We start from the raw sequence: 25,869 nt of genomic DNA, 5'->3' as shown, positions 1-25,869 counted from the left end.
AGTCCCGCTGCCGGTCGGCACGACACCACCGACCTCCGGAGGAAGCGCCCACCGCGCCACTCCAGCCCGCGACCGCACTCGCCGCCGATCCGGTGCGGCAGCACTCACCGCCCGCGACCCTTGCGCCGTCGTGCGTATGGCTGCTGCGGTAACCACCACGACGCCCGCCGCACCAGTGGTCAGCCGACCGGCACGCGCACCAGGAGTCCGGATTCCATTGCTACCGTGATGATTCCGTCCGCCCCGGCGATGAGCCCGTGTGGTTCGGCGCCCGGGAGCGCCAGGCCGGTGATCTCCCCCGCCGTGGTGATGCGGCCGAGACGGTCCGCGCCCCATTCGGTGAACCACAGCGCACCGTCCGGCCCGGTGATGATCGCGTGCGGCCGCGCGTTGCGGTCGGGTAGCGCGAATTCGTCGATATTGCCATCGGTGGTGATTCGACCGATCCGGCCCGCACCGATTTCGACGAACCACAACGCATTGTCGGGGCCTACGGTGATGCCGACCGGGTTGGCCGATTCGGTGGGCAGTGGGTACGCGGTGATCTCGCCCGTGGTGGCGATCCGGCCGATCGCATTGCCGAGGTTGAGGGTGAACCACAGGGCCCCATCGGGTCCGGCGACGATCATCGACGGCATGCCCTCGACGGGAAAGCGGGTGATCTCACCGTCGGCATCGAGCCTGCCGATGTGACCGGACTGTAGTTCGGTGAACCAGAGCGCGCCGTCCGGTCCGACGCACAGTCCGTAGGGCGCGTCGGCGGCGATGCTGGTCCGCGTACCGTCGGCGGTGATCCGACCGATGCGGTTGCCACGGAATTCGGTGAACCACATCGCCGCGTCCGGTCCGCCGACGATCACGGTCGGCTGACCGTCACCGGGTTCGAGGGCGAAGGTGTCCGTCGTACCGCCATGGTGTCGGCCGATGGCGCCGGTCGTGGCCATGGTGAACCAGAGGGCGCCGTCGGCGGCGATCGCTACCCCGTATGGCGCACCCGTTACCGCGATCGATTGCACAGTATTCGGCAAAGTCCTTTGTTCCCTTCTCGATTCCATCGAGGCGTCGCCGTGTCGGGCCGTTCCGCGATTGGGAGCCCTCACCACTGAACCCTGCCGGCGGTCCGATGAACCCACCGACCGGGCTTCTTGCCCCACTCCGTCCGCCACCGAACTCCGCGCCGGTGTCGCACTGCGGTGCCCTGGTCGTTGCGTTGCCTCTTCCACGTCGAACCACATCCCGTCACAATCGCAACTTGTGTAGCCTTAAGGTAGCGAAGAGTCACCACTAACGCAACAGGAGTTGTCTTTGACGGTGCAGAAACGACCCGGCGGGCGCAGCGCACGAGTCCGTGACGCAGTGCGCGAAGCGACCCTCGCCGAGCTGGTCGAACACGGCTATGCGGGCCTGACCATGGACAACGTGGCCAACCGTTCCGGGGTGCACAAGACCACCGTCTACCGACGTTGGACCGATCCCGAGGGTCTGATCGCGGACGCACTCGACCTCGCCGCCACCGAACCGTGGCCACTGCCCGACACCGGCAGCATCGAGGAAGACCTGCGCGCCATCACCGAACTGGTCCGCACCGGTTTCGCCGATCCGGCGCAGGGCCCGGTCTCCACGGCCTTCATCGCGGCCGCCATGCAGAATCCCGCTGCCGCGACAGCGTTGAACGCCTTCTTCACCGCACGTCACGATCAGTCGGCAGACGTGGTCCGCCGTGCCGTCGCACGCGGCGAACTACCGGCCCAGGTCGATGCCGAGGCGGTGATCCGGTGCGCCGTCGCCCCGCTCTACTACCGCCTGTTCATCTCGCACGAGCCGGTCACCGAGGACGATGCCGCGAACGCCGCCCGCGCCGCTATCGCCGCCGCACGCGCCGGGGCGCTCTGAACCGCGACGATTGCGCGGCCCCTTCCCGCTATGCGGCACCGGCGCCGGTTCGGTTCCGGCGCGAGCATGCCCCGTGCGGTTGTGCGACATTCCGCCGGTACAGGACCGCACCGCGAGCAGTACAGGACCACGTCGGCCGAGGGCCCCCCTAGTCGGTGTAGGCGTCCAGCGGTGGGCAGGAGCACACCAGGTTGCGGTCACCGAACGCACCGTCGATCCGGCGCACCGGCGGCCACACCTTCGCGCGGGCGTGGTCGAGACCACGCGGGTAGACCGCGATTTCGCGGCTGTAGGGGTGATCCCATTCCCCCACCAGGCTCGCCGCCGTATGCGGCGCGCCGCGCAGCGGATTGTCGGTGACCGGCCAGATGCCCGCGCCGACCTGGTCGATCTCGCGGCGGATGGCGATCATCGCTTCGATGAAATCGTCCAGTTCGGCGAGGTCTTCACTCTCGGTCGGCTCCACCATCAGGGTGCCCGCCACCGGGAAGCTCATGGTCGGCGCGTGGAAACCGTAGTCGGCCAACCGCTTTGCCACATCGTCGACGGTGACGCCGGTCTGTTTGGTGATCTCGCGCAGATCCAGGATGCATTCGTGGGCGACCATGCCGTTCTCGCCGGTGTAGAGCACGGGGAAATGCTCGTCCAGGCGGCGGGCAATGTAGTTGGCCGAGGCGATCGCCGACAGCGTCGCCCGACGCAGCCCGTCTGCGCCCATCATCCGAATGTAGGCCCAGGTGATCGGCAGGATCGACGCCGAACCGTACTTCGCCGCCGATACCGCATGTGAACCCGGCTCCAGCGGATCGCCCGGCAGGTACTGCGCCAGATGCGAGCGCACAGCCACCGGTCCCACGCCGGGACCGCCGCCGCCGTGCGGGATGCAGAAGGTCTTGTGCAGGTTCAAATGGCTGACGTCGCCACCGAATCGGCCCGGCCGTGCCAGCCCGACCAGCGCGTTCAGGTTCGCGCCGTCGATGTAGACCTGACCGCCCGCATCGTGCACCAGCGCGCACAGTTCGGCGACCTCGTGCTCGTACACGCCGTGTGTGGACGGGTAGGTGATCATGATGCAGGCCAGCCGATCGGCGTGGTCGGCGATCTTGGCGCGCAGATCGTCGAGGTCGACGTCACCGTTGTCGCGGCAGGCCACCACTTCGACCCGCAGACCCGCCATGGCGGCCGAGGCCGCGTTCGTGCCGTGTGCGCTGGACGGGATCAGGCAGGTGTCGCGGTGGGTGTCGCCGCGGTCGAGGTGATAGCGGCGGATCGCCAGCAGTCCCGCGTATTCGCCCTGGCTACCGGCGTTGGGCTGCAAGCTCACCGAGTCGTAGCCGGTGATCGATGACAGCCACCCCTCCAGATCGGCGATCAGGCGCAGCAGACCCGGCGCATCCTCCACCGGCGCGTACGGGTGCACCCGCGCGAATCCCGGCCAGGTGATCGCTTCCATCTCGGCGGTCGCGTTCAGCTTCATGGTGCAGGAGCCGAGCGGAATCATGCTGCGGTCCAGGGCGATGTCCTTATCGGAGAGCCTGCGCAGATAGCGCAACATCGCGGTCTCGGTGCGGTAGCGGGTGAACGCGGGATGGGTGAGGAACTCCGAGGTGCGGGTCTCGATCGACACCGGCGCGCCGCCCTGGTTCTCCGAAGGCAATGCGGTGCCGAAGGATTCGAGCACGGCCGCGATATGCGCATCGGTGGTCGCTTCGTCGCAGGCGATGCCCACATGGTCGGCGTCCACCAACCGCAGATTGATGCCGCGCGACTTCGCCTTGCCCACAACGGCTTCCGCCCCACCGGGCACATGCGCGAGCACAGTGTCGAAGAAACGCTCGTGCACCACGGCACCGTCCAACCCCGCCGCGATGGCCGCCGCGTGCCCGTGCACTCGCCGCGCGATGGCGCGCAGGCCGTCGGCCCCGTGGTAGCTCGCGTACATGGCGGCGACGATGGCGAGCAGCACCTGTGCGGTACAGATGTTGGAGGTGGCCTTCTCGCGCCGGATGTGCTGTTCACGGGTCTGCAAAGCGAGCCGGTAGGCGGGCGCGCCGTCGGCGTCGACCGATACACCCACCAGACGCCCCGGCAGCTGACGGGCATGCTTGGCGTGCACCGACAGATACCCGGCATGCGGACCGCCGAAGCCCATCGGTACGCCGAACCGCTGGGTGGTGCCGAAGCAGGCATCAGCGCCCAGCTCACCCGGCGGCGTGATCAAGGTCAGCGCCAGCAGGTCCACACCGACGGCCACGAGCGCACCGCGCTCGTGTGCGGCCTCGATGATCGGCGCCACGTCGACGATCCGCCCGGACGCACCGGGGACCTGCGCAAGGACGCCGAAGAAGTCGCCATCGGGCAATTGCCCGCCGGACAGATCCGCTTCCACGATCTCGATACCGAGCGGCTCGGCGCGGGTGTGGAGAATGGTCCGGGTCTGTGGGAAGAGATCGGTGTCGATCAGCAGCCGAGCCGAGGCAGACCGGTTCGCGCGCCGCAGCAGCGTCATCGCCTCGGCGGCAGCGGTGGCTTCATCCAGCATGGACGCATTCGCGACCTCCATACCGGTCAGATCCGACACCATGGTCTGGAAGTTGAGCAGCGCCTCGAGCCTGCCCTGACTGATCTCCGGCTGGTACGGGGTGTAGGCGGTGTACCAGGCCGGGTTCTCCAGCAGGTTACGCACCAGCACGGGCGGGGTCAGCGTGTCGTAGTAGCCGAGCCCGATCATCGAGGTCGCGACGGTGTTGGCATGTGCGAGGGCGGCCAGTTCGGCCAGCGCCTCATGTTCGCTCACCGCGGCCGGCAGCGCAGCCAGCACGGAATCGTCGAGGATCCCGGCGGGAATCGCGGCGGTGGCCAGATCGTCGAGCGAGCCGACACCGACGACGGGCAACATCCGATCGAGTTCGGCGCGATCAGGTCCGATATGACGGTCGGCGAAGGTGCGGCTCACTGCATACTCCCAGGTCGGGCGGATCGACCACGCGGTCGACGGGTCCAGCCCTCCCCCTCTGTCGTGGCGCCTGAGAGATTCGGTGGTCACGGCCGGAGCCGAACCCCTTTCCCCATGGGCGGGCAGCCCGCAGCCACCGCTTTCCAGAGGCGCCGAAGCCCGTACGGTCCCTGTTGCCTGAGAGATTGACGGGGAGGTGCTGCTCCTTCGGCGCCCGGACTCGAGGCCCGGAACTCTCCCGCACGGCGGCGACGCGCAGATCAGTCTATTCGGCTTCAGCCGACGGTGGCACCACCGACCCCGTCGCCACGGTGTTGTTCTCATCACGCACACACGCTCGGCGTACCAGAGGCCCTCTGATATGGCCTCAGACCGCTAGTCCCGAACACACCCGGGTGGCCGCGACGACGATGGCACCGGCCTGCGCCCTGACGAGGTGCTCGAGCGGCACCACGACGCCGGGCGCCACCGCCTCGATCTCACCGGACCACCGGTCGAACAGCGTGCCGAACCGAACTCGCGCGCGGGCGAGCGCCGGTGCCCCGTCACGAACCTCGGATCCGAGCAAGCGCAGCGCCATACCGCAGACACGCAGCCGCATCATGGCAATCCATACGTAATTCTCGACGAACACCTCCCCACGCGTAGCGATTCGTTCGCCGGCTCGGGCGGCTCCCCTCTGTTTCGCTGCCGCCATCGCGGTCAGGTCTGCGCGCATCGCACGCAGGGCCTGTTCGAACGGCCCTGGCGGGTGGTCGGGCGTCGGGCACAGCTCCACTGCATCGTCGATGAGCGCTACCAGCTCTCGATACGCCTCGGCCACAGCGTCGAGAACCTCGGCGCTGCACAGTTGGCTCGGGGAATCGTCGTCGATGCGTGCATCAACCCAGAGCGGCAGCTCACTGACGAGTACCGCTGTGCCGTATCGCCCGGCATAGTCCAAGCTTCCGCCACCGCCCAGCACTGTCGCAGGATCGGCGCCGGCCGCGGCCAGAGTCTCGGCCATGGTCGAGAAGCTCGGCAAATGAAAGACTCCAGGCGCCACGGCGCGCGAGCCGGGCGCATCGGGCTCGCCCCGGTACACCGGGACCTGAGCCGCTGCCAGTAGCCCGGTCAAGGCCGCCCAATAGCTCTGGTCACCACCGGAGCAGTAGAAGAAGCCGCCGCCGAAATCGGCGTTGTGCAGGGAGGCGATCAGCGCAGGACGCGTTCGGTCGATCAGCGTCATGAGCGCCGTCGTCTCGGGCAGCGGCGTTCCGATCGTGGTGCCGCGCCAGGCGGCGGGGAAGCACCATTCGGGTTGTTGGCTGCTCGGCGGACGATAGAACCCACGCGCCACGTCGGTCCTGGTCATCGGGCCACCGAACCAGGCTTCGTTGAGTCGTGTGCCGTCCGGATCGAGGCACGGCACGATATGCCAGCTCGCTCCGAGCGCAGCCGATTCGTCCTCGACGAGCCGGCGCACCAGATGCCGGATCGTTGCCATCCCGAGTGGCTCATTGGGATGCGGATTGCCCAGCACGATGATGTGGGGTTCACCCGTTCCGATGCGCGCCGCGCGGATCGGCTCACCGTTGCGTGAGTGTCCGATATCGGTGAGGAGCACACGATCAGGCCGTGCCGCGGCCAGCTCGGCGAGAAAGACGGCGAGCTGATCGACCGTTGGGAACCCGTCGATCCGGCCGACCGATCCGACGATCGCACCGATATCGTCCATGAGCCAAACCTCCCGCGGCCGAGTTCAGATAATCACGTTATTTCAATAACGACGTTATCATCAGTGGGTGCGCCGTGCCGACTTACAGTTGAACAACCGAAAGGCCCTGCTGGAGGCCGCCATTGGCGCCATCGCAGCACGCGGCCATCAATCGACGCGACTGAGCGAACTCGCCGACCAGGTCGGGCTGACCACCGGTGCGATCTACTCGATATTCGGCAGCAAGCGGGCATTGATGATCGCCGCCATTCAGCATTTGGTGGCTGATTTTCAGCAATCGCTGGCACCGCTGCTCGACGATCCCGGCCTTGACCTGGCCGAGGTACTGCGCGGCTATGCCGATGCCGCACTCGGCTCAGCGGGCGGAGCGCGGGCCTACCAGGTGTTCGCGTTCGAACTCGACATCCTCGGCGCCGCGCTGCGGGACCCCCAGCTGCGAGCCGATATCGCCGCCGAGGTTCCGCGCAGACTACCGACCCTGATCGCGCTGTGCACGGGCCGTCGCATCGACCCCGATGGCACACACACGACGACGGCGGACCAGGCTCGTCGCCTGGCACCCGCCGTCGATGCGTTGGTCACCGGTTTCGCCCAGCACGCGGTGCTCGAGCCGGACAGTGTGGACCGCGACTACGTGCTGGAGAGTACGGTCGCGCTCATCACACTCGTGCGATAGTCAGCCGGTCTTGCGATTCATCCGCGCCTTGCGCCGAAAGGCGAGTTCGTCTTCCGGACGGTCGGTGGCCGCGGTAGCCCGTTCCGCCGGGAAGTTGGCGATGGCACCGGTCAGCTCACGCATGGCACCGCTCACCGCGATACCGAAGACACCCTGTCCGCCTTGCAGTAAATCGACGACTTCCTCGGGCGAGGTGCACTCGTAGACCGAGGTGCCGTCGGAGAACAGGGTGATACCCGCGAGATCCTGCACGCCACGGCTGCGCAGATGGTCGACCGCGATGCGGATGTTCTGTAGCGAGATGCCCGCGTCGAGTAGTCGCTTGACGATCTTGAGGACCAGGATGTCCTTGAACGAGTAGAGGCGCTGACTCCCCGAACCGGCCGCACCGCGTATCGACGGCACGACCAGACCGGTGCGCGCCCAGTAATCGAGCTGCCGATAGGTGATACCGGCCACCTGGCATGCGCTCGGCACGCGGTAACCCACCAGGTCGTCGGGCACCGAGTCGTCCGGGAACAGTCCTGGCTGTACCTCGTCCTGGTAATGCTCTGCCACTGACCACTCCCTTGTTTCGCCGACGCGTTCTCAGCCTCATCGATGACCCGGTTCCGTCACGGCCACGAATCGAGCACCGGTACCCCGGCGCGACCCTGCCGAAACGGACGTGGCCCAACTATCGAGATTACTCTTCTCGATTGTCTCGGGAGCGGTCTCGTCCGGCCAAACGCGACGCGCGGTAAGAGTCTCGACCTGTAGTTAAGGTCTAAAAAATAGTTTCCGCGCTCAGCTGTCGGTGGCCTTGAAATCGTCGGGCGAGACCGACTCCAGGAACTCCTTGAACTTCTCCACCTCGTCCTCGCGCTCGTCCGGCATGACCAGACCGGCCTCGTCGAGAACCGCTTCCTCGGCATAGATCGGGCAGCCGACGCGCAAGGCGATGGCCACCGAATCCGACGGGCGCGCCGAGATCCGCAGATCGTTGTCGAACACCAGATCGGCGTAGAACGTGCCCTCTTGCAGATCGACGATCCGCACCTCTTTCAAGGTGTGCCCGAGGTCGGCGATCATGATCTTGATCAGATCGTGGGTGAGCGGGCGGATCGGAGTGACGCCCTCCTGCTCCAGCACGATGGCGGTGGCTTCGGCCTGTCCGATCCAGATGGGCAAGTACCGGTCGCCGGATACCTCCCGGAGCAACAGCACGGGCTGGTTCTGTGGCTGCTCGACACGGATGCCGATCACGCGCATTTCGCTCATCGCACTGCCTCCCAATACTCGCCGACAGCCCGCCGTGTCCCTACCGAGCTCGCCGTAACCACGAGTCTAAGCGAATTCCCGACCGTGCCGCGATGGCTGAGTTCACGGCGTTGCGGCGTGTTGGTCACGACCCGAACGCACCGGAATCAGTTGCCGAGCGAGGCCCGCACCGACGCCTTCACGAGGCTGGTGTGCAGGGTCAGCGACAGCGCGGCGAGTTCACGCACGGTCTCCTCGGCGCGCGCTCGCGCACCCGCGTCGCGGCTCTTGGCGATGGGCGCTGCGATCTGGGCGACGAGTGCCGCCTCGCGGTCGGCGGCGAGTTTGAAGGCCCGCAGATGCCGTGCCTCCAAACCGAACTCCGACATGGCGCGGGCGGTTTTGGCCAGCGTCACCGCATCGGCGTCGAAGAATCCGGCGGCGCCGGGAGTGATCAGATTCGCCCGGATGAGGTCGGTCAGGAACTTCTCGTCGATCCCGGCCTGATCGAGCAGATCGGCGCGGGTGAGCCGGACCTCGTGATCGAAGCGCAGTTCGTCCGGGGAGATCTCACCCGGTACCACGCCGAGCCTGCGCGGGGCGGCGGCACGCTCCCCCGCCGCGGCGCGCTCGCCCTCACCGGACGGACGTTCCGGTTCGGGACGCACGGAGTGCGCCCGGGCGCGGGCTTCCCGCACACCGAGCGTCGCCGCACCACTGTCGATCGCTTCGAGCTGCTCCTTGATCACCTTCAGCGGAAGGTACTGATCCCGCTGTGCGGTGAGCACGAACCGCAGCCGCTCACAATCGGCCACCGAGAATCGGCGGTATCCCGACGGTGTGCGCTCCGGCCGGATCAGCCCTTCCGCTTCCAGAAAGCGGATCTTGGAGATGGTGATATCGGGGAAATCCGGCCGCAGCAGATCGAGCACGGAGCCGATCGACATGCCTCCGCGTGCCCACTGCGCCGCGCCCGTCATGACACCGAGTCTTTCATGTGAGAGCGCCGATCACGAGTATCGGCGCACCGTCTGTCACAAGCTGCCCGCACCCGCCGCCGAATCGGTGGTCTGGGCACGCGGGCCGGTGAGGAATACCAGCCGGAACTTGCCGATCTGGACCTCGTCACCGTTCTGCAACTCCGAGGAATCCACCGGCTCCCGGTTGACGTAGGTGCCGTTCAGGCTGCCCACATCGACCACCTGGAAGGAATCCTCGTCCTGACGGAATTCGGCATGCCTGCGGCTGACGGTCACGTCGTCGAGGAAGATGTCACTGTCGGGGTGACGTCCGGCCGAGGTGGTCGGCTGATCCAGCAGGAAACGCGAGCCTGCGTTCGGACCACGCTTGACGACCAACAGGGCCGCGCCGACCGGCAATCCCTCGACACCCTGGACCGGCTGTTCGCCGGTCGCCTCTCCGGAGCGTGACGCGTCGACCTCGTTCAGGAAATCCGCGCGGAAGACCGACGTCGTCTCGGCCGCGGTCTCCCCGTAACCCGGGTCTTTGTTCTCGCTCACCGTTTCTCTCCTCCTCGAACCTGATAATCATGCAGGCAGGTGCTGCCTCGACCGCCGCGACCCGAGGTCGCGGCCGCACAACCCACCAGTGGCCAGGCAGCACATCCGTTGGCATTGACCGTACCCTGCCGGGGCGGACCCGTGCAGGGAGAACTGGGAAGGCCGCCTCAGCCCCCGATAACTCCTTGATAACCTGCGGCATCGAGCAGTTCACCGAGTGCGGTGTCCAGTGCCGCGGCATCGCTCACCTCGAGCTCGAACAGCCATCCCGACCCGTATGGATCGGTGTTCAGCGTCTCCGGCGTGTTCTCCAATTCCTGGTTCGCCCCAACGACTTTCGCGTTCAGGGGAGCATAGATGTCGGAGACGCTCTTGGTCGATTCGACCTCGGCGATGCTGTCACCGGCCGCGACATCGACGTCGACGGCAGGCAACTGAACGAACACGACGTCACCGAGCTGGGACTGCGCATAGTCGGTGATGCCGACCCGGACCCTGGAGGGGCCGATCCGACGCACCCATTCGTGCTCTTCGGTGTAGCGCAGATCCTCGGGAGTCTGGGTCACAAGGCGTCCTTTCGTTGTCCACGGTGCACGCAACTGTATAGCGAGCGCCCACACGGGCGCGGGTCAGTGGCTCGCCACCGGCGGGATGGCCCGTGCTACGGCGACCGCCTTGCCCAGGTAGAGCACCCCGGTCCAGACGTAGACCGCGGTGCCCCAGACCAGTAGTGCCCCGCCGAAGGCCCGACCGAAACCATCGCCCGGCCAGTCCATCTGCCCGGCCAGCAGCCACGGCAGCGCCGACATGAGCGCGAAGGTGGCGGCCTTGCCCAGGTAGATCACTTCCGGGGGGTCCAGATCACGGCGCCGATACACCGACAGGGTCAGGGTGAGGATCAGATCACGGCCGATCAGGATGGCGGCCACCCACCAGGGGATCAGCCCGCGGATCACGAAGGCGGCCAGCGTCGTCACCAGGTACAGCCGGTCGACGAAGGGGTCGAGCAGCGCGCCGAGACGCGAGGACTGGTCCAGCAGCCGGGCCAGTTTGCCGTCGAGGAAGTCGGTGACGCCGCTGACCACGAGCAGGGCGAAGGCCCAGCCGTCGGCCTTCTCGACCAACATCAGCCACAAGAACACCGGTACGCCGATCAACCGCAGCACGCTCAGCGCGTTGGGCACGGTCACGATCCGGTCGGCGAAGACGCCGCCGAACAGCTCGCGCCCGGTCCCCTGGCCGGATTCGGTCGTCCCCGATTCGCTTGTCACAGCCCCGTGCATACCGTATCGGCACCGGATGACGCCATCCGGGCCCGCCGTGGTCGACCGACCCCGTGACAGCCTCACCCCGCGCACCAGCCACCGGCGACCGGGCACCCGTACCCGGTGTGGGAGTCGGTAGCGTACGCGGTGATGAGCAGTGGAATCGACCTCCGTAGCCATACCTCCGCCGAGGACGCCATGGCCCGTGGCGCAGCCCTGCGCGAGCGGGTGCCCTTCGGCGCGCGTGATCGCGCCGCGGCGGCACCGGACCGGCCGGACGTGGTGCGGTTCGTGAACGAGAGCAACACCGGGCGGCTGCACCATCTGATCCCGTTGCGAATCGGACGGATGATCACCTCACCGTTCACCTTCTACCGGGGCGCGGCCGGTCTGATGGCCGCCGATCTGGCGGCGGGCCCGGACACCGGCCTTACCGCCCAGTTGTGCGATGACGCGCATGCGGCCAACTTCGGCCTCTACGGCACCGCACGGGGCGATATCGTCATGGACATCAACGATTTCGACGAGACCATCGCCGGTCCGTGGGAGTGGGATCTGGAGCGTCTGGCGGCAAGCCTGGTACTGGCGGGCCGCGAAGGCGGCTCCGACGAGGACGACTGCCGGACCGCCGCGCGCGATGCCGTGCGCTCCTATCGCCGCACCATCGCCACGCTCGCCGAGATGCCGTTCATGCAATCCTGGACCGCACTGCCGGACGAATCGATGATCGGCAAGGCCAAGGCCGATGATCTGCTCGACGATTTCAAGAAGGCGGCCAAGAAGGCGCGTAAGAACACCAGCGCCAAGGTGGTCGCCAAGTGGACCGAACATCTCGACGATCATGAAACCGGTATCCGCAGACACCGTTTCGTCAACGATCCACCGATTCTGACCCATGTCGACGACGCCGTCGCCGAGGCGGCGATCGACGCGCTGGAGGACTACGCGGGCACACTGCGGGAATCCCGTCAGGGTTTGGTGGCTCGATTCTCGGTGTCCGATATCGCGTTTCGTATCGTCGGCACCGGCAGTGTCGGCCTGCACAGCTACGTGGCCCTGCTCTACGGCAATGACGGCGAAGTACTGGTGTTGCAATTGAAACAGGCCACACCCTCCGCGCTCACGCCGTTCGTGCCACCCGCCCCGCCGCGACATGAGGGTGAGCGAATCGTGCAGGGCGCCAGGCTGGTTCAGGCCGAGACCGACATCCTGCTCGGCTGGACGAGCATGCGCGTACCCGCGACCGATACCGAACCGGAGCGCGAACTGCCGTTCCTGGTGCGCCAGTTCCGCAACCTCAAGGGCGGAATCGACCCTGCCGACCTGGATTCGGAGGATCTCGACGATTACGGCAGGCTCGCCGGTGCGCTGCTCGCGCGGGCCCATTCCCGCTCCCTCGACCCACGGCTGACCGCCGGATACCTCGGCGACGACGAACGTTTCGACGAGGCGGTCGCGGACTTCGCGGTGCGCTACGCCGACCGCACCGAGGCCGATCACGCCGAACTGGTCGCCGCCGTACGGTCCGGACAACTACCCGCCGAGCCCTCGGACGGGTAGCCTTCGGTCCGGCACCGCGTCCGTCCCACCGGGACACAGCGCGGGGTCGGAAATCTCGGGTCGGCGCCGACCCGCCTCGTATCCTTTTCCGGTACCGGGTGTCGACGTGAAGGGCGGTCGCCAATGCTCGTGCGAGTGCAGAACAGCGCAGGCACCAATGCCGAACGGGCATTGATCGACTGGTTGCGCACCTGGAAGGACCCGGGTAGCCCGCACGGCGTGGCCACCATCAACTGCGGTCTGTTCCATCAGGACAAACTGCACCAGTTCGACGCGGTCATCTGGACGCCGACCAGCTGCGTGGTGATCGAGGCCGAGGCGCTGATGTCACGTCAGGAGGGCGTGCTCCAGATTCCGCTCAACGGTTCCTGGACGGTGTCGGGTGAACCGGCCGCACTCGAGAACAAGGACCGGCGCACCCCGCTCGAGCGCTCCCGCGATCACACCTTCGCCCTCCAGAACTGGCTGGCCGCGCGCGGCCTCGGTCAGCGCGCGGTGCACGGTGTGGCCCTGATCGTGCCGATGCGCGGTGCCCGGCTCGAGATCGAACAGGCTTGGAGCGACCCGAGTTTCGACGCCATCCTGGGCGACGACCCCGAGCAGCTGCGGCACTATTTCAACACTCTGGCCGAGCAGGAGAACCACCTGTGGACCGCCAATGACGTCGCCGTCGCCTTCCGTGGGCTCGGCATCCTGCCGTATCTGCCCGCACCGCAGGAGCTGCTGAACGAGGGCTTCCTCGGCCCCATCGACATCACGCTGTGGCACGGTGGTCCGGCCCAGGCACAGGCGGAGGCCTATGCCGAGGAACTCGCGCAGGCCGAACGCGAGGCGAACAGGCCGAAGGTGATCCGGGCGCCGTGGTACAGCCCGTGGAAGCTGTATCCACCCGAGACCGGCGACGTCGATTTCGGGCGCGCTTTCATGCGGACCACGCTGGCGGTGGGCATGATCATCGCGTTCGCCTGGGTGCTGTGGATGGTCGTCACCGCGATCCTCACCTACGGTCCGTAGGCGGCCGCCGCGGCCGGTGACTATCGTCGTTGCGGTGATCGCAGCTCCAGGAACCGGCGAACCCGCCGCACGCGGACCGGATTCCTTCCGTGAGCCCGCCACTCCCGATCAGGCCGTCGCGTTGGGTATCGCGGCCGTCGCGGGCACGGCGACCGCGGCCATTCCGCTGACCTTCCCACCCGGCGGCGGACCCACCGGGCTCGATCAGCGGCTCGCCGATCCGATCAGCGCGGCGCTCGATCCGCGGCCGTGGGTCGCCGAAGTCCTGGCGCTGCCGAGCAACACCTGGGTGGTGATCGCGCTGATGCTGGCGGGTGCGGCCTGGTTCGGCTGGCAGCACCGCTGGTGGCGCGCCACGGCCATGGTCGCGGTGCCCGAGGTCGCGGCCGGGCTCAACACCTGGGCGCTGAAACCGTTCTGGGGGCGGCCATTGCACGATTACCTCGCCTATCCGAGCGGGCACACCGTGCATCTGATGGCGGTCGCGACGACGTTCATGCTGTTGATCGACTCGACCCGGGCGCGGCTGGTGATCGCCTGCTGCACCGTCGCGGCGTGGTGTTCGGCGGCCGTCGGCATGATCGCGCTCGACTATCACCACGCCACCGACATCATCGGCGGCGCGAGTGCGGCGATCGCACTGTCGGTGCTGCTGTGCGCGGCGGGTATCCGGGCCCGGCGCCGGATCATCGGCGCCGAATGAGCCGGTTGCCCATTCGGCGCCGTCGATCCGCTCGCTCTGGTTTCACCCGCGTTCGAAGACGCTCGCATCGTCGAGCATGGCCGCGCGCAGCATCGACTCCGGCACGCCCATGCCCTCGATCAGCGTCAGCGCGTCCGGCCGCAGCCGGTCCACCAGCTCGTTGACCCCGCGACGCACGGCCTTACCGCGTTCCACCGACATGAACCGGTGCATGATGAACCAGGACAGGTTCTCTTCCAAGGTCGCGTAGACGAACAGGTCGCACACCGTTTCCGCGAGCGCCCGCGCGTCCGGGTCATCGATGACGGTGAGGCCCTCGATGAACGCCTCCAGCACCAACCGGTCGATATGGGCCGAACCGGCCGCGAGGATATGGTCCTGCGCGTTGTTGAACGCCTCGAACGGGCTGGTCTCCTCCGCCCGCGCCCGCAGCCGGTGCGCCGCGGTGCGGACCAGATAGTCCTCCCGGTCGGCGAAGAGCTGGAGCTGGACCGCACGCTTGGACAGATCGCCCTCGTCGACGGATTCGTCACCGCGATCGCGCAGGGTCTGGATCAGCTGACGCACGCCCGACCGCTTGCGCACCACATCGCCGGCCATGGTGGCGGCGAAGCGCACCCAGCCGAGTGCGTCGAGATCGCGCACCTCATCGGAGTAGGCGGTGAGCAGTTCCTTCGCCACCAACTGGGTGAGCACCACATTGTCGCCTTCGAAGGTGGTGAACACGTCGGTATCGGCCTTGAGGGTCACCAGCCGGTTCTCCGTCAGATACCCGGCGCCGCCGCAGGCCTCGCGGCATTCCTGGATCGCACGGGTGGCGTGCCGGGTCTGGGCCACCTTGAGGCCCGCTGCCCGCTTCTCCAGCGCGCGCTGGGCACCCGGATCCAGATCCTGGCCGGTCTGCACCAGATGCATGCGCCGGACCAGGTCGTTCTGCGCGAACGCCAACGCGTAGGAGCGCGCGATCAGCGGCAGCAGTCTGCGCTGGTGGTTGCGGTAGTCAAGCAGCAGGGTCTCGCCGCCGTCATCCGGATCGCCGAACTGGCGACGCTTCAACGCGTACCGCCCCGCGATGCTCAGCGCGACCCGCGCGCCCGCCGCGGCCGCGCCACCCACGCTCACCCGGCCGCGGACCAGGGTGCCGAGCGTGGTGAAGAAGCGGCGGCTCGGGTTCTCGATCTCGGAGTCGTAGGTGCCGTCGGGGGCGACGTCGGCGTAGCGGTTGAGCAGGTTCTCCCGTGGGATGCGCACCTGGTCGAACACGATGCGGCCGTTGTCGACACCGGGCAGCCCGCCCTTGAGCCCGCAGTCGGAGGTGGTGACACCGGGCAGGTCGTTGCCCTGTTCGTCGCGGATGGGCACCAGCAGGCAGTGCACGCCCTGGTTACCCGCCGGGGTGATGAGCTGCGCGAAAACCGCTGCCATCCGGGCGTGTTCGGCGGCGCCGCCGATGTAGTCCTTACGCCCCGACGGGGTCGGGGTGTGGACGATGAACTCCTGGGTCGCCGGATCGTAGGTCGCGGTGGTCTCGAGGTTGGCGACGTCGCTGCCGTGGCCGGATTCGGTCATGGCGAAACAGCCGAGCAGGTCCAACGAGATGAGCCGCTTGATGACATCGCGATGTCGCTCGGTGCCGAGGTTCTCCACCGCGCCGCCGAACAGACCCCACTGCACACCGGACTTCACCCAGAGCGACAGATCGGTGTAGGCCAGCATCTCCAGCCCGACCACCGCCGCGCCCGGTTCACCGGTGCCGCCGTTCTCCCGTCGGAATCCTCGCTCGGCCAGTCCGAGCCCGGTCAGTGCCCGCATCTGCTCGAGCACCCGCGCGCGGGCCGCGTGATAGTCGAGTTCGGGGTCGCCGGTGAACCGGTCCCCGGCCAGTCGCTGCCTCGCCTCTTCGCGGACCGCGCCCCACGGTCCGTCCAAAGCCGCACGAAGATGATCTGCCGTCGTTACGCTGCCGGTAGCCATGTCCCCGACCCTAGCCGCATCCGGGGACGGCGGGTCGAAGGAACGCGGGGCGAGATCGGTCACTCGGCCCGGCACACGCTCTCGCCGTGATGCGGGAAACGGCCGTCGGAGTATGACATCCGCGACGCGTGCGCACGGTTGCGGGGATCACGATGCGCGGGCGTTGTGCAAGTGACTACCTTCACGGCTATGGCTATTGGCGCGCCCTCGGGAGGAGACACCGGCGAACCACGGGTCGAAGAGTTCGCGGCGCGCGGTCCACGGCGGCGACGAATCCTTCGGCTGCCCGTGGTCACGCAGGCATTCGGACGTCTGGTCGGCGATCGTCAGGCGACCGCCGACACCATCGTCGCCGCACCGACGCCGCTCCAGCCGATCGATCTCACCGACGATGCGCGCGTCGCGGAGGTGCTCGACCTCGCGGTCCGCATGGGTGAGGTGGTGCTCGCCTCCGGTACGTCGGTCAACGACACCACCACCACGGTCCGGTTCATCGCCGCCACCTACGGTCTGGCGCGCTGCGATGTCGATGTCACCTTCGACTCGATCCGCATCTACGCCGACCGCGGCCGTTCGCTGCCGCCCGCGAGCAGCATGCGCGTGGTGCACTACCGCGGGATGGACTTCACCCGGCTGGCGGCCGTCGATCGGTTGACCCGCCGGATCCGCACCCAGGTCGTCGATCCGGAGGACGCGCGCGCCGCGCTCGACGCCATCACCTCCGCACCCCACCCCTATCCGCGCTGGACGGCCACCTTCGGCTGGTCGTTGCTGGCTGCGGCCATCGCGGTGCTGCTCGGCGCCGGTGTGCTCGTCGCGGTGATCAGTTTCGGCGCCACCACCGCGATCGACCGGGTGAACCGGGTACTCAATCGGTACGGGTTGCCGTTCTTCTTCCAGCACATGGTGGGCGGTGCGATCGCCGCGACACCGGCGATCGTGTTGGCGACCCTGGCCGAGCCGCTCGGTATAGATGTCGACCCGACGCTGATCATCGCCGCGGGCATCACGGTGTTGCTCAGTGGTCTGCAACTGGTCGGTTCGGTGCAGGACGCCATCACCGGAAGTCCCATCACCGCCGCCGCGCGCATGCTGGAGCTGATCATGATGACCGGTGGCATCGTCGCCGGTATCGCGCTGGCGCTGCGGGTGGGGCAGATCCTCGGCGCCACGTCGCCGCCGCTGGATCTGACGCCGGGCCGGGTGATCACCGATCTGCCGGTCAAATTGCTCGCTGGTGCGGTGGCGGCGGCGGCCTACGCGCTGGCCTGTTATGCCGAGCGCCGGGCCCTCGCCGCCGCGGCGCTCAGCGGTGCCGTCGGCACCGTGGTGTATCTGTTCGTGCAACATGCGGGGTTCGGGCCGGTGGTCTCCTCCGGCGCCGCGGCCACGGTCATCGGCCTGGCCGGTGGTCTGATGGCGCGTCGTGCGCTGACGCCGCCGCTGGTCGTCGCCGTCGCGGGTATCACTCCGCTGCTGCCGGGTCTCAGTGTGTACCGGGGTCTCTACGGCACCCTCAACGACGAATTGCTGATCGGCGCCAATCAACTCCTGGCCGCGCTCGGTGTGGGTTGTGCGCTCGCCGCTGGTGTCACCCTCGGTGAATGGTTCGACCGGACGGTGGTCCGGCCACCGGTGCTGCGCCGGTTCGGCAGCCTCAAGCGGCCGACCGTTCGGCGCCGACGGCGGCCGGTCGTCATACCGCCCTACCTCCGCAAAGAGTTCCCGCCGAACCTTCGTAAGGACAGATGAGCCCATCGCGGGACCCAGGGCGAGCCGGTATCGTCGAAGCGATCGGTCCGGGGAGCGTACGGGCCGCGCAGCGGTCCGTGCCGAGGGTCCGCTGCGCATGAGAGTCCAGTGATGGTGAGGTGGTTGCGGATATGTCGCATGGTCCGGATGTGTCGGGTACCGATCACGCCACCGCGGCGGGGGCGGCGCCGCTGCCGTTCTCCGCGCAGATCCGCAGCGCCACCGCCCGTCAGCACGAAGAGGCCGAGAACTCCTCGTTCATCAGCGATATGCTCGGCGGCGAACTCGGCGTCGAGTCCTATCTGCGCTACACCGGCCAGCTGTGGTTCGTCTACCGGGCGCTGGAGGGCCGCTGGGATGTCCTGGCCGACGACCCGATCGCGGGGCCGTTCATCCGTCCCGAACTGGCCCGCACCGCCGAACTCGAACGCGATCTCGCCCATCTGGCCGGGCCCGGCTGGCGCGACGGGCTCGAACCGCTGCCCGCCACCGCCGCCTACGCCGCGCGGATCGATGAATGCGCCCGCGATTGGCCGGGCGGCTATATCGCCCACCACTACACCCGCTATCTCGGTGATCTGTCCGGCGGGCAGGTGATCCGCGGTACCGCCGAGAAGTTGTGGAATCTGCCGCATCGCGGTGACGGTGTGCGGTTCTACGTCTTCGACGCCGTCGGTAATCCGGCCGCGTTCAAGCGGGAGTATCGCGCGTTGCTCGACCGCATACCGCTCGATGATCTCGAGCGCCGCCGCGTGCTCGACGAGGGGCAGCGCGCGTTCGCGATGAACACCGCGGTCTTCCAGGAACTGGCCGAGGAATTCCCGACCCGTCGGCCATCCTGATCTCGATCGGCCGGTTCGTCGTCATCGCTCGCCGCGAGTCCGCGGCCCGATACTCTCGTTCCGCGCCCGGAATATCCGTGAACCGAGTTATCTGTCACCGCGAGTCGCACACTCATTAACTGAAAACTGTTGTAACACACAAAATCCCCACCCTGCCGTTCGTGACCATTCACACAACACGCTTCGGCCGGTCCGGCTTGCTACCGGCGGGTAACCCCCGTTAATGTTTCGATCAGTCAGGACGACGGTGTTCCTACTCTCGACCCGACGAATTCTTCCGGGGGTCGAAATCTTTCGATGTCCGCATTCACCGCAGCATGCCGGACAACTCTGTGCGACAACAGCTTCGAGTGAACAGCAGGGGTAAGACGGTGACTTCATTTATCGTGACAGGCGGTACCGGTTTTCTGGGCCGTCGTGTCGTCCAAGGAATTCTGGACCATGAGCCGGACGCGACCGTGCACGTGCTGGTGCGCGCGGAATCGCTGACCAAGTTCGACGCGCTCGCCACCCGGTGGCGCGGCAGCGAACGGGTGCGCCCGCTGGTCGGCGACCTTACCGAGGACGGCCTCGGACTGACCGGGCCCGCGCCCGCCGCCGGGCACATCGTGCACCTCGGCGCCGTCTACGATATGACCGCCGATGAGGACACCGCGCACGCGGCCAATGTGCGCGGCACGAATTCTGTTCTGGCACTGGCGAAACAACTCGACGCGGTACTGCATCACGTTTCTTCGGTGGCGGTCGCCGGTGATCATCGCGGCCGGTTCTTCGAAGAGGATTTCGACCTCGGCCAGCGATTGACCTCGCCGTACCATCGCACCAAATTCGCCGCTGAGAAAATGGTGCGCGAATCCGAGGGCGTGCGGTGGCGGGTGTACCGGCCCGCGATCGTGGTCGGTGATTCACGCACCGGCGAAATGGACAAGATCGACGGCCCCTATTACTTCTTCCCCGCTATCGCCGCGCTCGGCGGCCTTCCGGCGGAGCTGCCGATTCCGCTGCCGGATCTGGGTGCGACCAATGTGGTTCCGGTCGACTATGTCGCCGCGGCCATGGTCGAGCTGGTCCGCAGGCCCGGCCTGGACGGTCGCACCTTCCACCTGGTGAATCCGCGCCCGCAGCCGTTCGGTGAGATCTACGGCGCCCTCGCGGCCGCGGCCGGCGCCCCCGCGGGTGTCGGGCTTGTGCCGGGGAGCCGACGCGCGCTCAGCGGTCTGGCGCAGCTGCCCGGTGTACCGACAGTGCGCGATTTCCTGCTGGAACGCCTCGGGATTCCCGCCGCAGTCGCACCGCATGTGTCGTTCTCGGCGGAGTTCGTCTCCGATTCCACCCGCGCCCTGCTGCGTGGGCTGGCGGTGCCCGAATTCGACAGCTACGCCGCACGGCTGTGGGAGTACTGGCGGACCAACCTCGACCCGGATCGGCATCGGCCCGCTTCCTCCGAGGAGATCTTCGCCGGACGCGTCGTGCTCATCACCGGCGCGTCGTCCGGGATCGGTCTGGCCACGGCGCACGCGGTGGCCCGTCGCGGGGCGACGGTGCTGATGGTGGCGCGCGGACGCGCGGAACTGGAGGCCGCTGCGGAAGCGGTGCGTGCCGATGGCGGTGACGCCCACGCGTACTCGTGCGATATCACCGATGCCGACGCGGTGGACGCGCTGGTGGCGGCGGTCCGTGCCGACCATGGTGGGGTCGACTATCTGGTGAACAACGCCGGTAGGTCGATCCGCCGTTCGGTGCTCAATTCCACCGACCGGATGCACGATTTCGAGCGGACCATGGCGGTCAACTATTTCGGCGCGGTCCGGTTGATCCTGGCGCTGCTGCCGTCGATGCGGGAACGCCGGTTCGGCCATATCGTCAATATCTCCTCCATCGCGGTGCAGACGAAGGTGCCGCGTTTCGCCGCCTACGTCGCGAGTAAATCGGCGCTGGACAACTTCAGCGAGATCGCCGCCGTGGAGAACCGCGACGCGGGCATCACCTTCACCTCGGTGCGGATGCCGCTGGTGCGGACGCCGATGATCGCGCCGACCGATCTGTACCGCTCGCTGCCGGTGCCGGATCCGGCGCAGGCCGCCGATATCGTGATCCGCGCGCTCGTCGATCGACCGGATCGCATCGATACGCCGGTCGGGACCTTCGCGCAGGCGGTCGAACTGCTCATGCCGTCGGTGAAGCGCACGATCATGCATCAGGGGTATCGGATGTTCGGCGAGTCCAAGGCCGCCTCGGGCGCGACCCTGCGGCCGGAGGGCCCGGGTGCGGCCACCGCAGATCAGCTCGCCGAACCGGCGCGCAGCCCGTTGACGGTGTTGTCGCCGGTGCTGCTGCCGTTGATGGCGCTTCCGGGTCCGGCCGCGCGGATGGCCAGGGTCGTGCCCGGACTGCACTGGTAGGCGCGCCGTTCAGAGCAGGTGGGCGGCGAAGTCGGCTGCCGCGGCAATCGTGTCGCGGTAGCCGACATGCGCGTCCGGGTCGGTCGCGCCTAGCTGGCAGATCGGATCGCCAGGGGCGCAATAGCTCCTGGTCCGGCTCGCGTAGACGTCGGCGACCGACCACGCGTTGAGGCGCAGCGGGTCGCCGAACAGCAGGACGGCGGCGATCCGCGGCGCCAGCGCCGGTGGGAGTTGACGAATTCCCGGCATGGCCACCATGACTCCGGTGCCGAGCGCGCCGTGCACCACGACCGCGCCCTGCGAATACCCGGCCACCACGTATCGCTGCGCCGGGCACCGCACGGACCGGTCCACCAGATGGTCGACCAGATCGCCGGTCCCTCTGCTCACCGATCCGGGATCGAGCAGATCGGCAGGATAGCGAACCGCGTAGGCGCCGACACTGAGCGGTACCGCCGCGGCCAGGGCGGCGTACAGCGGATCACCCACTACGGCACCGAGATTCCCCGGTTCATGCGTGCCGCGTACGGCGACCATCTCCACAGCCGCGCAGTCGTCGGCTCTCGCGTACCCGCCGCTGCCCCAGGCTCCGGTCCCGAATACCAGCAGAATTGCTACGAACAGTGTTGCCGCGGATCGGATATCGATCCGTCGCCGTCGTCCGGCCATCGTGATCACCGCCGTTCACACCCGAAAGTGCCTGCCGGGAGCGCGGTGTCGGCATCACCGGTCCGGCTGTATCCGCGAAGGTACGAACGCGGTGGTGGTCGGTCAAGCGGGAAGTGCCAAAAGATATCGACTCAACGCTCATTCGTGTCCTGGCCGGTCAGGGCAGCAGGACCGCGGCTCCGGCGAAGCGACCGCCCGCCAGGTCGGCGAGCGCACGATCCGCGGCATCGAGCGGATAGGGGTGTGTGGTCAGCCGGATGCGGTGCCGCGCCGCGACAGCGAGGAATTCTCGTGCGTCGGTGCGCGTATTGGCGGTGACCGAGCGGATCTCACGTTCTCGGAACAGATGCCGCTGATAGTTCAGGGGCGGGATATCGCTGAGATGGATGCCCGCGATCGCCAGCACCCCACCGCTGTCGAGCGCTTCCAGCGCGGGTAGCACCAGGGTGCCGACGGGCGCGAAGAGGATGGCCGAATCCAGCGGCACGGGTGGCGGATCCGCCGCCCCCTGGGCCGAGGCCGCCCCGAGGGCGCGGGCGAGTTCGGCGGCCGACCGGTCGCGGGTCATCACGTGCACCTCGGCGCCCTCGGCCATGGCCACCTGGGCGGCGATATGGGCACTGCCGCCGAAACCGTAGATACCGAGCCGCCCGCCTTCGGGGAGTGCGGCCCTGCGTAATGCCCGGTACCCGATGATCCCGGCGCACAGCAGTGGCGCGGTGTCGGCGTCGCTGTATCCATCGGGTAGCCGCAGCGCATAGGCGGCCGGGACCACGGCGTATTCGGCGTATCCGCCGTCGGCGTCCCAGCCGGTGTAGCGCGAATGGGGGCAGAGGTTCTCGGCGCCGCGACGGCAGTACCGACAGGTTCCGCAGGTGGCGCGCAGCCAGGCGATGCCGACGCGATCCCCCGGTAGGAACCGGTCGCCGGGGCGCGCGTGCGGCTCGGCGGTGCTTTCGGGTCCGACCTCGACGACCACACCGACGACTTCGTGACCGGGCACCACACCCCGCCGGTGCACAGGCAGGTCGCCCTCGGCGACGTGTAGATCCGTACGGCACACCCCGCAGGCCAGCACCCGCACCAGCAGCTCTCCCGCCGCGGGTTCGGGGCGCGCGGTGGTGGTGAATTCCAGCGGACCGCCGTCGATCGGGCCGGGCGCGCGTACTCGCCAGCACCGCATCGGGGCTTCCCGTCCGGGATCTGCTTCGCCCATGTCACGTCCCCTATGTCCACGACGAGCGCTGCGGGGTTGTTCCTGGAAAGCAGGCTACTCCGCCGAATCCACCCACTCGCCTCGCCAGTTCTGATACATTCTCGTATCGAATACAGTTTTGTATCGGTTCGAGCGTACGGAGAGGTACCGCTGTGTCATCGTCCACGGTGCAGGCACCGGCCAAGCGGGTCACACGCCGCCGCGCCGCCACCCGCGGCCGCCTGCTCGAGGCCGCCTACGAGGTCTTCGCCTCGACCGGTTTCGGCCGCAGCACCGTCGAGCAGGTCTGCGAGGCCGCCGGATTCACCCGCGGCGCGTTCTACTCCAACTTCGACTCACTCGACGAGCTGTTCCTGACCATGTGGGAGCAGCGGGCCACCGCCATGCTCGATGACGTCCGCGCCACGCTGGATCAGATCAGCATCGATGACGTCACCGATGTGCGTACCGCCGTCGAACGCCTCACCGCGGCCGTCCCGGTCGATGACGGCTGGTACCGCATCACCGCCGAGTTCACCGCCCACGCGTTGCGCACACCGGATCTGAGCCAGGTCATGGCGGCACGCGAGGACGCGATCGTCGCCGCGCTGGTACCGAGCATCACGACCGCCCTTGGCCAGGTCGGCCGCACCGTTCCCGATCCGGCCGCACTCGGCCACGCCCTGGTCGCGGCGCATGACGGCACCACCGTGCAGATCCTGCTCGAACCGGAAAACCCCGCGGTGCGCGACCGGCGCATCGATCTGTTCTGTCACATCGTGCTGGCCTACAGCACCGACATCGGAGGATGAACGTGTCCGCATCTCTCGACGAACCCGAGGTCATCGTCGTCGGCGCAGGTCTCGCGGGCCTGGTCGCCACCTATGAGCTGGTCCGCGCGGGCCGCCGGGTGCTTGTCCTCGACCAGGAGAACCGCAACAATCTCGGCGGTCAGGCGTTCTGGTCGCTGGGCGGGCTGTTCTTCGTCGACAGCCCCGAACAGCGCCGGCTCGGCATCAAGGATTCCTACGAACTCGCGCTGCAAGATTGGTTCGGTTCGGCCGGATTCGATCGCGAGGACGAGGATCACTGGGCCAGGCAGTGGGCACGGGAGTATGTGCGCTTCGCCGCCACCGAGAAGCGCGACTATCTGCACGCGTTGGGCCTGCGGGTGACGCCGCTGGTCGGCTGGGCCGAGCGGGGCGGCGCCGCCGCCGACGGACACGGCAACTCGGTCCCCCGTTTCCATCTCACCTGGGGCACCGGGCCCGAGGTGGTGCGGATCTTCGCCGAACCGGTGCTGGAAGGTGAGCGCAAGGGTCTGGTGCGGTTCGCGTTTCGGCACCGCGTCGACGATCTGATCGTCGAGGACGGTGCGGTCACCGGGGTGCGCGGCAGTGTGCTGGAGGCGACCGACCTCGAACGCGGTAAGGCCTCGTCGCGAACGGTGGTCGGCGACTTCGAGTTCCGGGCGAAGGCGGTGGTGATCACCTCCGGCGGTATCGGCCACAACCACGATCTCATTCGCAAGAATTGGCCCACCGAACGGTTGGGGCCGTGCCCGGAGACCATGATCTCCGGTGTTCCTGCCCATGTGGACGGCCGCATGCTCGGTATCGGTGAGGCGGCGGGCGGCGCCATCGTCAACCGTGACCGCATGTGGCATTACACCGAGGGCATCATGAACTGGGATCCGATCTGGCCCGATCACGCCATCAGGATCATCCCCGGCCCCTCGTCCCTGTGGTTCGACGCCAACGGCCAGCGGCTGCCCGCGCCGTGTTTCCCCGGCTTCGACACCAACACCACCATGAAGGCGATCCTGGCCACCGGCCACGACTATTCGTGGTTCGTACTGACCCAATCGATCATCGAGAAGGAATTCGCGCTCTCGGGTTCGGAACAGAACCCCGATATCACCGGTAAAGATTTCAAGCTCACCCTCAAGAGCCGCGTCGCAAAAGGCGCGCCGGGTCCGGTCGAAGCGTTCAAACAGCATGGCGCGGATTTCGTCGTGGCCGATACGTTGCGCGAACTGGTGGACGGGATGAACAAGATCGCCCGCGGCCCGCAGCTCGACTACGCCGATCTCGAACGCCAGATCGTGGCCCGCGACCGCGAGGTGGCCAACAAGTTCTCCAAAGACGCCCAGATGATGGCGATCACCAACGCCCGCCAGTACTTCGGCGACAAGGCCGGGCGGGTCGCCAAACCGCATCGCATCCTCGATCCGGCGGCGGGACCGCTCATCGCGGTGCGGTTGAACATCCTCACCCGTAAAACGCTCGGCGGCCTGCAAACCGATCTGAAATCGCGGGTCATGCGACCGGACGGCGATCCGCTGCCCGGTCTGTACGCCGCCGGTGAGGTGGCCGGTTTCGGTGGCGGCGGCGTGCACGGTTACAACGCGCTGGAAGGCACCTTCCTCGGCGGATGCATCTTCTCCGGGCGGGCGGCCGGACGCGCCATCGCGGCAGAGCTGGGCTGAATCG

The 25,869-nt window shown here is 67.7% G+C and carries 22 protein-coding genes and 1 riboswitch; of the genes, 10 read left to right on the top strand and 12 right to left on the bottom strand.

Annotated elements, in window-relative coordinates; genetic code table 11:
• Positions 1 to 179: 179 nt before the first annotated feature.
• Positions 180 to 1,016 carry a Vgb family protein gene (locus QH168_RS03855; RefSeq protein WP_280232987.1) on the bottom strand — a complete coding sequence of 279 codons (837 nt, stop codon included), beginning with the start codon at positions 1,014 to 1,016 and terminating at the stop codon, positions 180 to 182.
• Between the two features lie 295 nt (positions 1,017 to 1,311).
• Here QH168_RS03855 and QH168_RS03850 point away from each other — a divergent pair, with 295 nt between their 5' ends.
• Positions 1,312 to 1,893: a TetR/AcrR family transcriptional regulator gene (locus tag QH168_RS03850; protein ID WP_280233007.1), complete on the top strand. Its 582-nt coding sequence runs from the start codon at positions 1,312 to 1,314 to the stop codon at positions 1,891 to 1,893.
• A 148-nt stretch (positions 1,894 to 2,041) separates the two neighbouring features.
• Here the strand turns inward: QH168_RS03850 and gcvP are convergent, their stop codons facing one another.
• Both gcvP and QH168_RS03840 read right to left on the bottom strand, forming a co-directional pair.
• Complete coding sequence (gcvP, locus tag QH168_RS03845) at positions 2,042 to 4,849, bottom strand: aminomethyl-transferring glycine dehydrogenase (RefSeq protein ID WP_280232986.1); 2,808 nt, start codon at positions 4,847 to 4,849, stop codon at positions 2,042 to 2,044.
• 154 nt (positions 4,850 to 5,003) lie between these two features.
• Positions 5,004 to 5,100: riboswitch (glycine riboswitch) on the bottom strand.
• A gap of 116 nt (positions 5,101 to 5,216) precedes the next feature.
• The gene (locus tag QH168_RS03840; protein ID WP_280232985.1) at positions 5,217 to 6,566 is read right to left on the bottom strand and encodes a M14 family zinc carboxypeptidase; all 1,350 of its coding nucleotides are present in this window, start codon (positions 6,564 to 6,566) and stop codon (positions 5,217 to 5,219) included.
• Positions 6,567 to 6,633: 67 nt separating this feature from the next.
• On the opposite strand from QH168_RS03840, the gene QH168_RS03835 reads away from it, so the two are divergent.
• The gene (locus QH168_RS03835) at positions 6,634 to 7,242 is read left to right on the top strand and encodes a TetR/AcrR family transcriptional regulator (protein ID WP_280232984.1); all 609 of its coding nucleotides are present in this window, start codon (positions 6,634 to 6,636) and stop codon (positions 7,240 to 7,242) included.
• Here QH168_RS03835 and QH168_RS03830 read toward each other — a convergent pair whose 3' ends face one another.
• The 6 genes from QH168_RS03830 to QH168_RS03805 all read right to left on the bottom strand — a co-directional run bounded on the left by QH168_RS03830 (position 7,243) and on the right by QH168_RS03805 (position 11,221).
• Positions 7,243 to 7,800 carry a MerR family transcriptional regulator gene (locus QH168_RS03830; protein ID WP_280232983.1) on the bottom strand — a complete coding sequence of 186 codons (558 nt, stop codon included), beginning with the start codon at positions 7,798 to 7,800 and terminating at the stop codon, positions 7,243 to 7,245. It abuts the gene before it with no gap.
• Between the two features lie 228 nt (positions 7,801 to 8,028).
• On the bottom strand, positions 8,029 to 8,502 hold the full coding sequence (locus tag QH168_RS03825) for a bifunctional nuclease family protein (RefSeq protein ID WP_280232982.1): 474 nt from the start codon (positions 8,500 to 8,502) through the stop codon (positions 8,029 to 8,031).
• A 146-nt stretch (positions 8,503 to 8,648) separates the two neighbouring features.
• A complete protein-coding gene (gene ftsR, locus QH168_RS03820; protein WP_280232981.1) occupies positions 8,649 to 9,461 on the bottom strand; it encodes a transcriptional regulator FtsR in 813 nt (270 codons plus the stop codon).
• 54 nt (positions 9,462 to 9,515) lie between these two features.
• On the bottom strand, positions 9,516 to 10,001 hold the full coding sequence (gene odhI, locus QH168_RS03815) for an oxoglutarate dehydrogenase inhibitor Odhl (RefSeq protein ID WP_036536402.1): 486 nt from the start codon (positions 9,999 to 10,001) through the stop codon (positions 9,516 to 9,518).
• A 167-nt stretch (positions 10,002 to 10,168) separates the two neighbouring features.
• Positions 10,169 to 10,567, bottom strand: coding sequence for a glycine cleavage system protein GcvH (gene gcvH, locus QH168_RS03810; RefSeq protein ID WP_280232980.1), 399 nt, complete (start codon positions 10,565 to 10,567; stop codon positions 10,169 to 10,171).
• Positions 10,568 to 10,630: 63 nt separating this feature from the next.
• The gene (locus QH168_RS03805) at positions 10,631 to 11,221 is read right to left on the bottom strand and encodes a CDP-alcohol phosphatidyltransferase family protein (RefSeq protein WP_280233006.1); all 591 of its coding nucleotides are present in this window, start codon (positions 11,219 to 11,221) and stop codon (positions 10,631 to 10,633) included.
• 195 nt (positions 11,222 to 11,416) lie between these two features.
• Here QH168_RS03805 and QH168_RS03800 point away from each other — a divergent pair, with 195 nt between their 5' ends.
• The 3 genes from QH168_RS03800 (at position 11,417) to QH168_RS03790 (ending at position 14,543) form a co-directional block, all read left to right on the top strand.
• Positions 11,417 to 12,826, top strand: coding sequence for a DUF2252 domain-containing protein (locus QH168_RS03800; protein ID WP_280232979.1), 1,410 nt, complete (start codon positions 11,417 to 11,419; stop codon positions 12,824 to 12,826).
• 135 nt (positions 12,827 to 12,961) lie between these two features.
• Entirely contained in the window at positions 12,962 to 13,840 is an 879-nt protein-coding gene (locus QH168_RS03795; RefSeq protein WP_280232978.1) for a nuclease-related domain-containing protein, read from the top strand.
• Between the two features lie 34 nt (positions 13,841 to 13,874).
• A complete protein-coding gene (locus QH168_RS03790) occupies positions 13,875 to 14,543 on the top strand; it encodes a phosphatase PAP2 family protein (RefSeq protein ID WP_280232977.1) in 669 nt (222 codons plus the stop codon).
• Positions 14,544 to 14,585: 42 nt separating this feature from the next.
• On the opposite strand, the gene QH168_RS03785 is transcribed toward QH168_RS03790, so the two are convergent.
• Positions 14,586 to 16,517 carry an acyl-CoA dehydrogenase gene (locus tag QH168_RS03785; protein ID WP_280232976.1) on the bottom strand — a complete coding sequence of 644 codons (1,932 nt, stop codon included), beginning with the start codon at positions 16,515 to 16,517 and terminating at the stop codon, positions 14,586 to 14,588.
• A 189-nt stretch (positions 16,518 to 16,706) separates the two neighbouring features.
• On the opposite strand from QH168_RS03785, the gene QH168_RS03780 reads away from it, so the two are divergent.
• The 3 genes from QH168_RS03780 to QH168_RS03770 all read left to right on the top strand — a co-directional run bounded on the left by QH168_RS03780 (position 16,707) and on the right by QH168_RS03770 (position 21,513).
• Complete coding sequence (locus QH168_RS03780) at positions 16,707 to 18,269, top strand: threonine/serine ThrE exporter family protein (RefSeq protein WP_280232975.1); 1,563 nt, start codon at positions 16,707 to 16,709, stop codon at positions 18,267 to 18,269.
• A gap of 131 nt (positions 18,270 to 18,400) precedes the next feature.
• Positions 18,401 to 19,111: a heme oxygenase (biliverdin-producing) gene (locus QH168_RS03775; RefSeq protein ID WP_280232974.1), complete on the top strand. Its 711-nt coding sequence runs from the start codon at positions 18,401 to 18,403 to the stop codon at positions 19,109 to 19,111.
• 371 nt (positions 19,112 to 19,482) lie between these two features.
• Positions 19,483 to 21,513 carry an SDR family oxidoreductase gene (locus QH168_RS03770; RefSeq protein WP_280232973.1) on the top strand — a complete coding sequence of 677 codons (2,031 nt, stop codon included), beginning with the start codon at positions 19,483 to 19,485 and terminating at the stop codon, positions 21,511 to 21,513.
• A 9-nt stretch (positions 21,514 to 21,522) separates the two neighbouring features.
• Here QH168_RS03770 and QH168_RS03765 read toward each other — a convergent pair whose 3' ends face one another.
• Both QH168_RS03765 and QH168_RS03760 read right to left on the bottom strand, forming a co-directional pair.
• Positions 21,523 to 22,182: a cutinase family protein gene (locus QH168_RS03765; protein ID WP_280232972.1), complete on the bottom strand. Its 660-nt coding sequence runs from the start codon at positions 22,180 to 22,182 to the stop codon at positions 21,523 to 21,525.
• Between the two features lie 157 nt (positions 22,183 to 22,339).
• The gene (locus QH168_RS03760; RefSeq protein ID WP_280233005.1) at positions 22,340 to 23,365 is read right to left on the bottom strand and encodes a zinc-binding alcohol dehydrogenase family protein; all 1,026 of its coding nucleotides are present in this window, start codon (positions 23,363 to 23,365) and stop codon (positions 22,340 to 22,342) included.
• 185 nt (positions 23,366 to 23,550) lie between these two features.
• Between QH168_RS03760 and QH168_RS03755 the strand changes: the two genes are divergently transcribed.
• Both QH168_RS03755 and QH168_RS03750 read left to right on the top strand, forming a co-directional pair.
• The gene (locus tag QH168_RS03755) at positions 23,551 to 24,189 is read left to right on the top strand and encodes a TetR/AcrR family transcriptional regulator (RefSeq protein ID WP_280232971.1); all 639 of its coding nucleotides are present in this window, start codon (positions 23,551 to 23,553) and stop codon (positions 24,187 to 24,189) included.
• A 2-nt stretch (positions 24,190 to 24,191) separates the two neighbouring features.
• Positions 24,192 to 25,865, top strand: coding sequence for an FAD-binding dehydrogenase (locus QH168_RS03750; protein ID WP_280232970.1), 1,674 nt, complete (start codon positions 24,192 to 24,194; stop codon positions 25,863 to 25,865).
• The last annotated feature ends 4 nt before the right edge of the window (positions 25,866 to 25,869 follow it).

Origin of the sequence: Nocardia cyriacigeorgica, assembly GCF_029868385.1 — a bacterium.
Lineage (GTDB): Bacteria > Actinomycetota > Actinomycetes > Mycobacteriales > Mycobacteriaceae > Nocardia > Nocardia cyriacigeorgica_F.
The sequence above is the reverse complement of the archived record's forward strand: the minus strand, read 5'-3'. Positions and strand labels throughout refer to the sequence as shown.

Excerpts from the sequence above, each read along its gene's own strand:
- QH168_RS03765 (WP_280232972.1), bottom strand. The coding sequence starts at position 22,182 with ATGGCCGGACGACGGCGACGGATCGATATCCGATCCGCGGCAACACTG.
- QH168_RS03825 (WP_280232982.1), bottom strand. The coding sequence starts at position 8,502 with ATGAGCGAAATGCGCGTGATCGGCATCCGTGTCGAGCAGCCACAGAAC.
- QH168_RS03840 (WP_280232985.1), bottom strand. The coding sequence starts at position 6,566 with ATGGACGATATCGGTGCGATCGTCGGATCGGTCGGCCGGATCGACGGG.
- QH168_RS03800 (WP_280232979.1), top strand. The coding sequence starts at position 11,417 with ATGAGCAGTGGAATCGACCTCCGTAGCCATACCTCCGCCGAGGACGCC.
- QH168_RS03785 (WP_280232976.1), bottom strand. The coding sequence starts at position 16,517 with ATGGCTACCGGCAGCGTAACGACGGCAGATCATCTTCGTGCGGCTTTG.
- QH168_RS03780 (WP_280232975.1), top strand. The coding sequence starts at position 16,707 with ATGGCTATTGGCGCGCCCTCGGGAGGAGACACCGGCGAACCACGGGTC.
- ftsR (WP_280232981.1), bottom strand. The coding sequence starts at position 9,461 with ATGACGGGCGCGGCGCAGTGGGCACGCGGAGGCATGTCGATCGGCTCC.
- QH168_RS03775 (WP_280232974.1), top strand. The coding sequence starts at position 18,401 with ATGTCGCATGGTCCGGATGTGTCGGGTACCGATCACGCCACCGCGGCG.
- QH168_RS03760 (WP_280233005.1), bottom strand. The coding sequence starts at position 23,365 with ATGCGGTGCTGGCGAGTACGCGCGCCCGGCCCGATCGACGGCGGTCCG.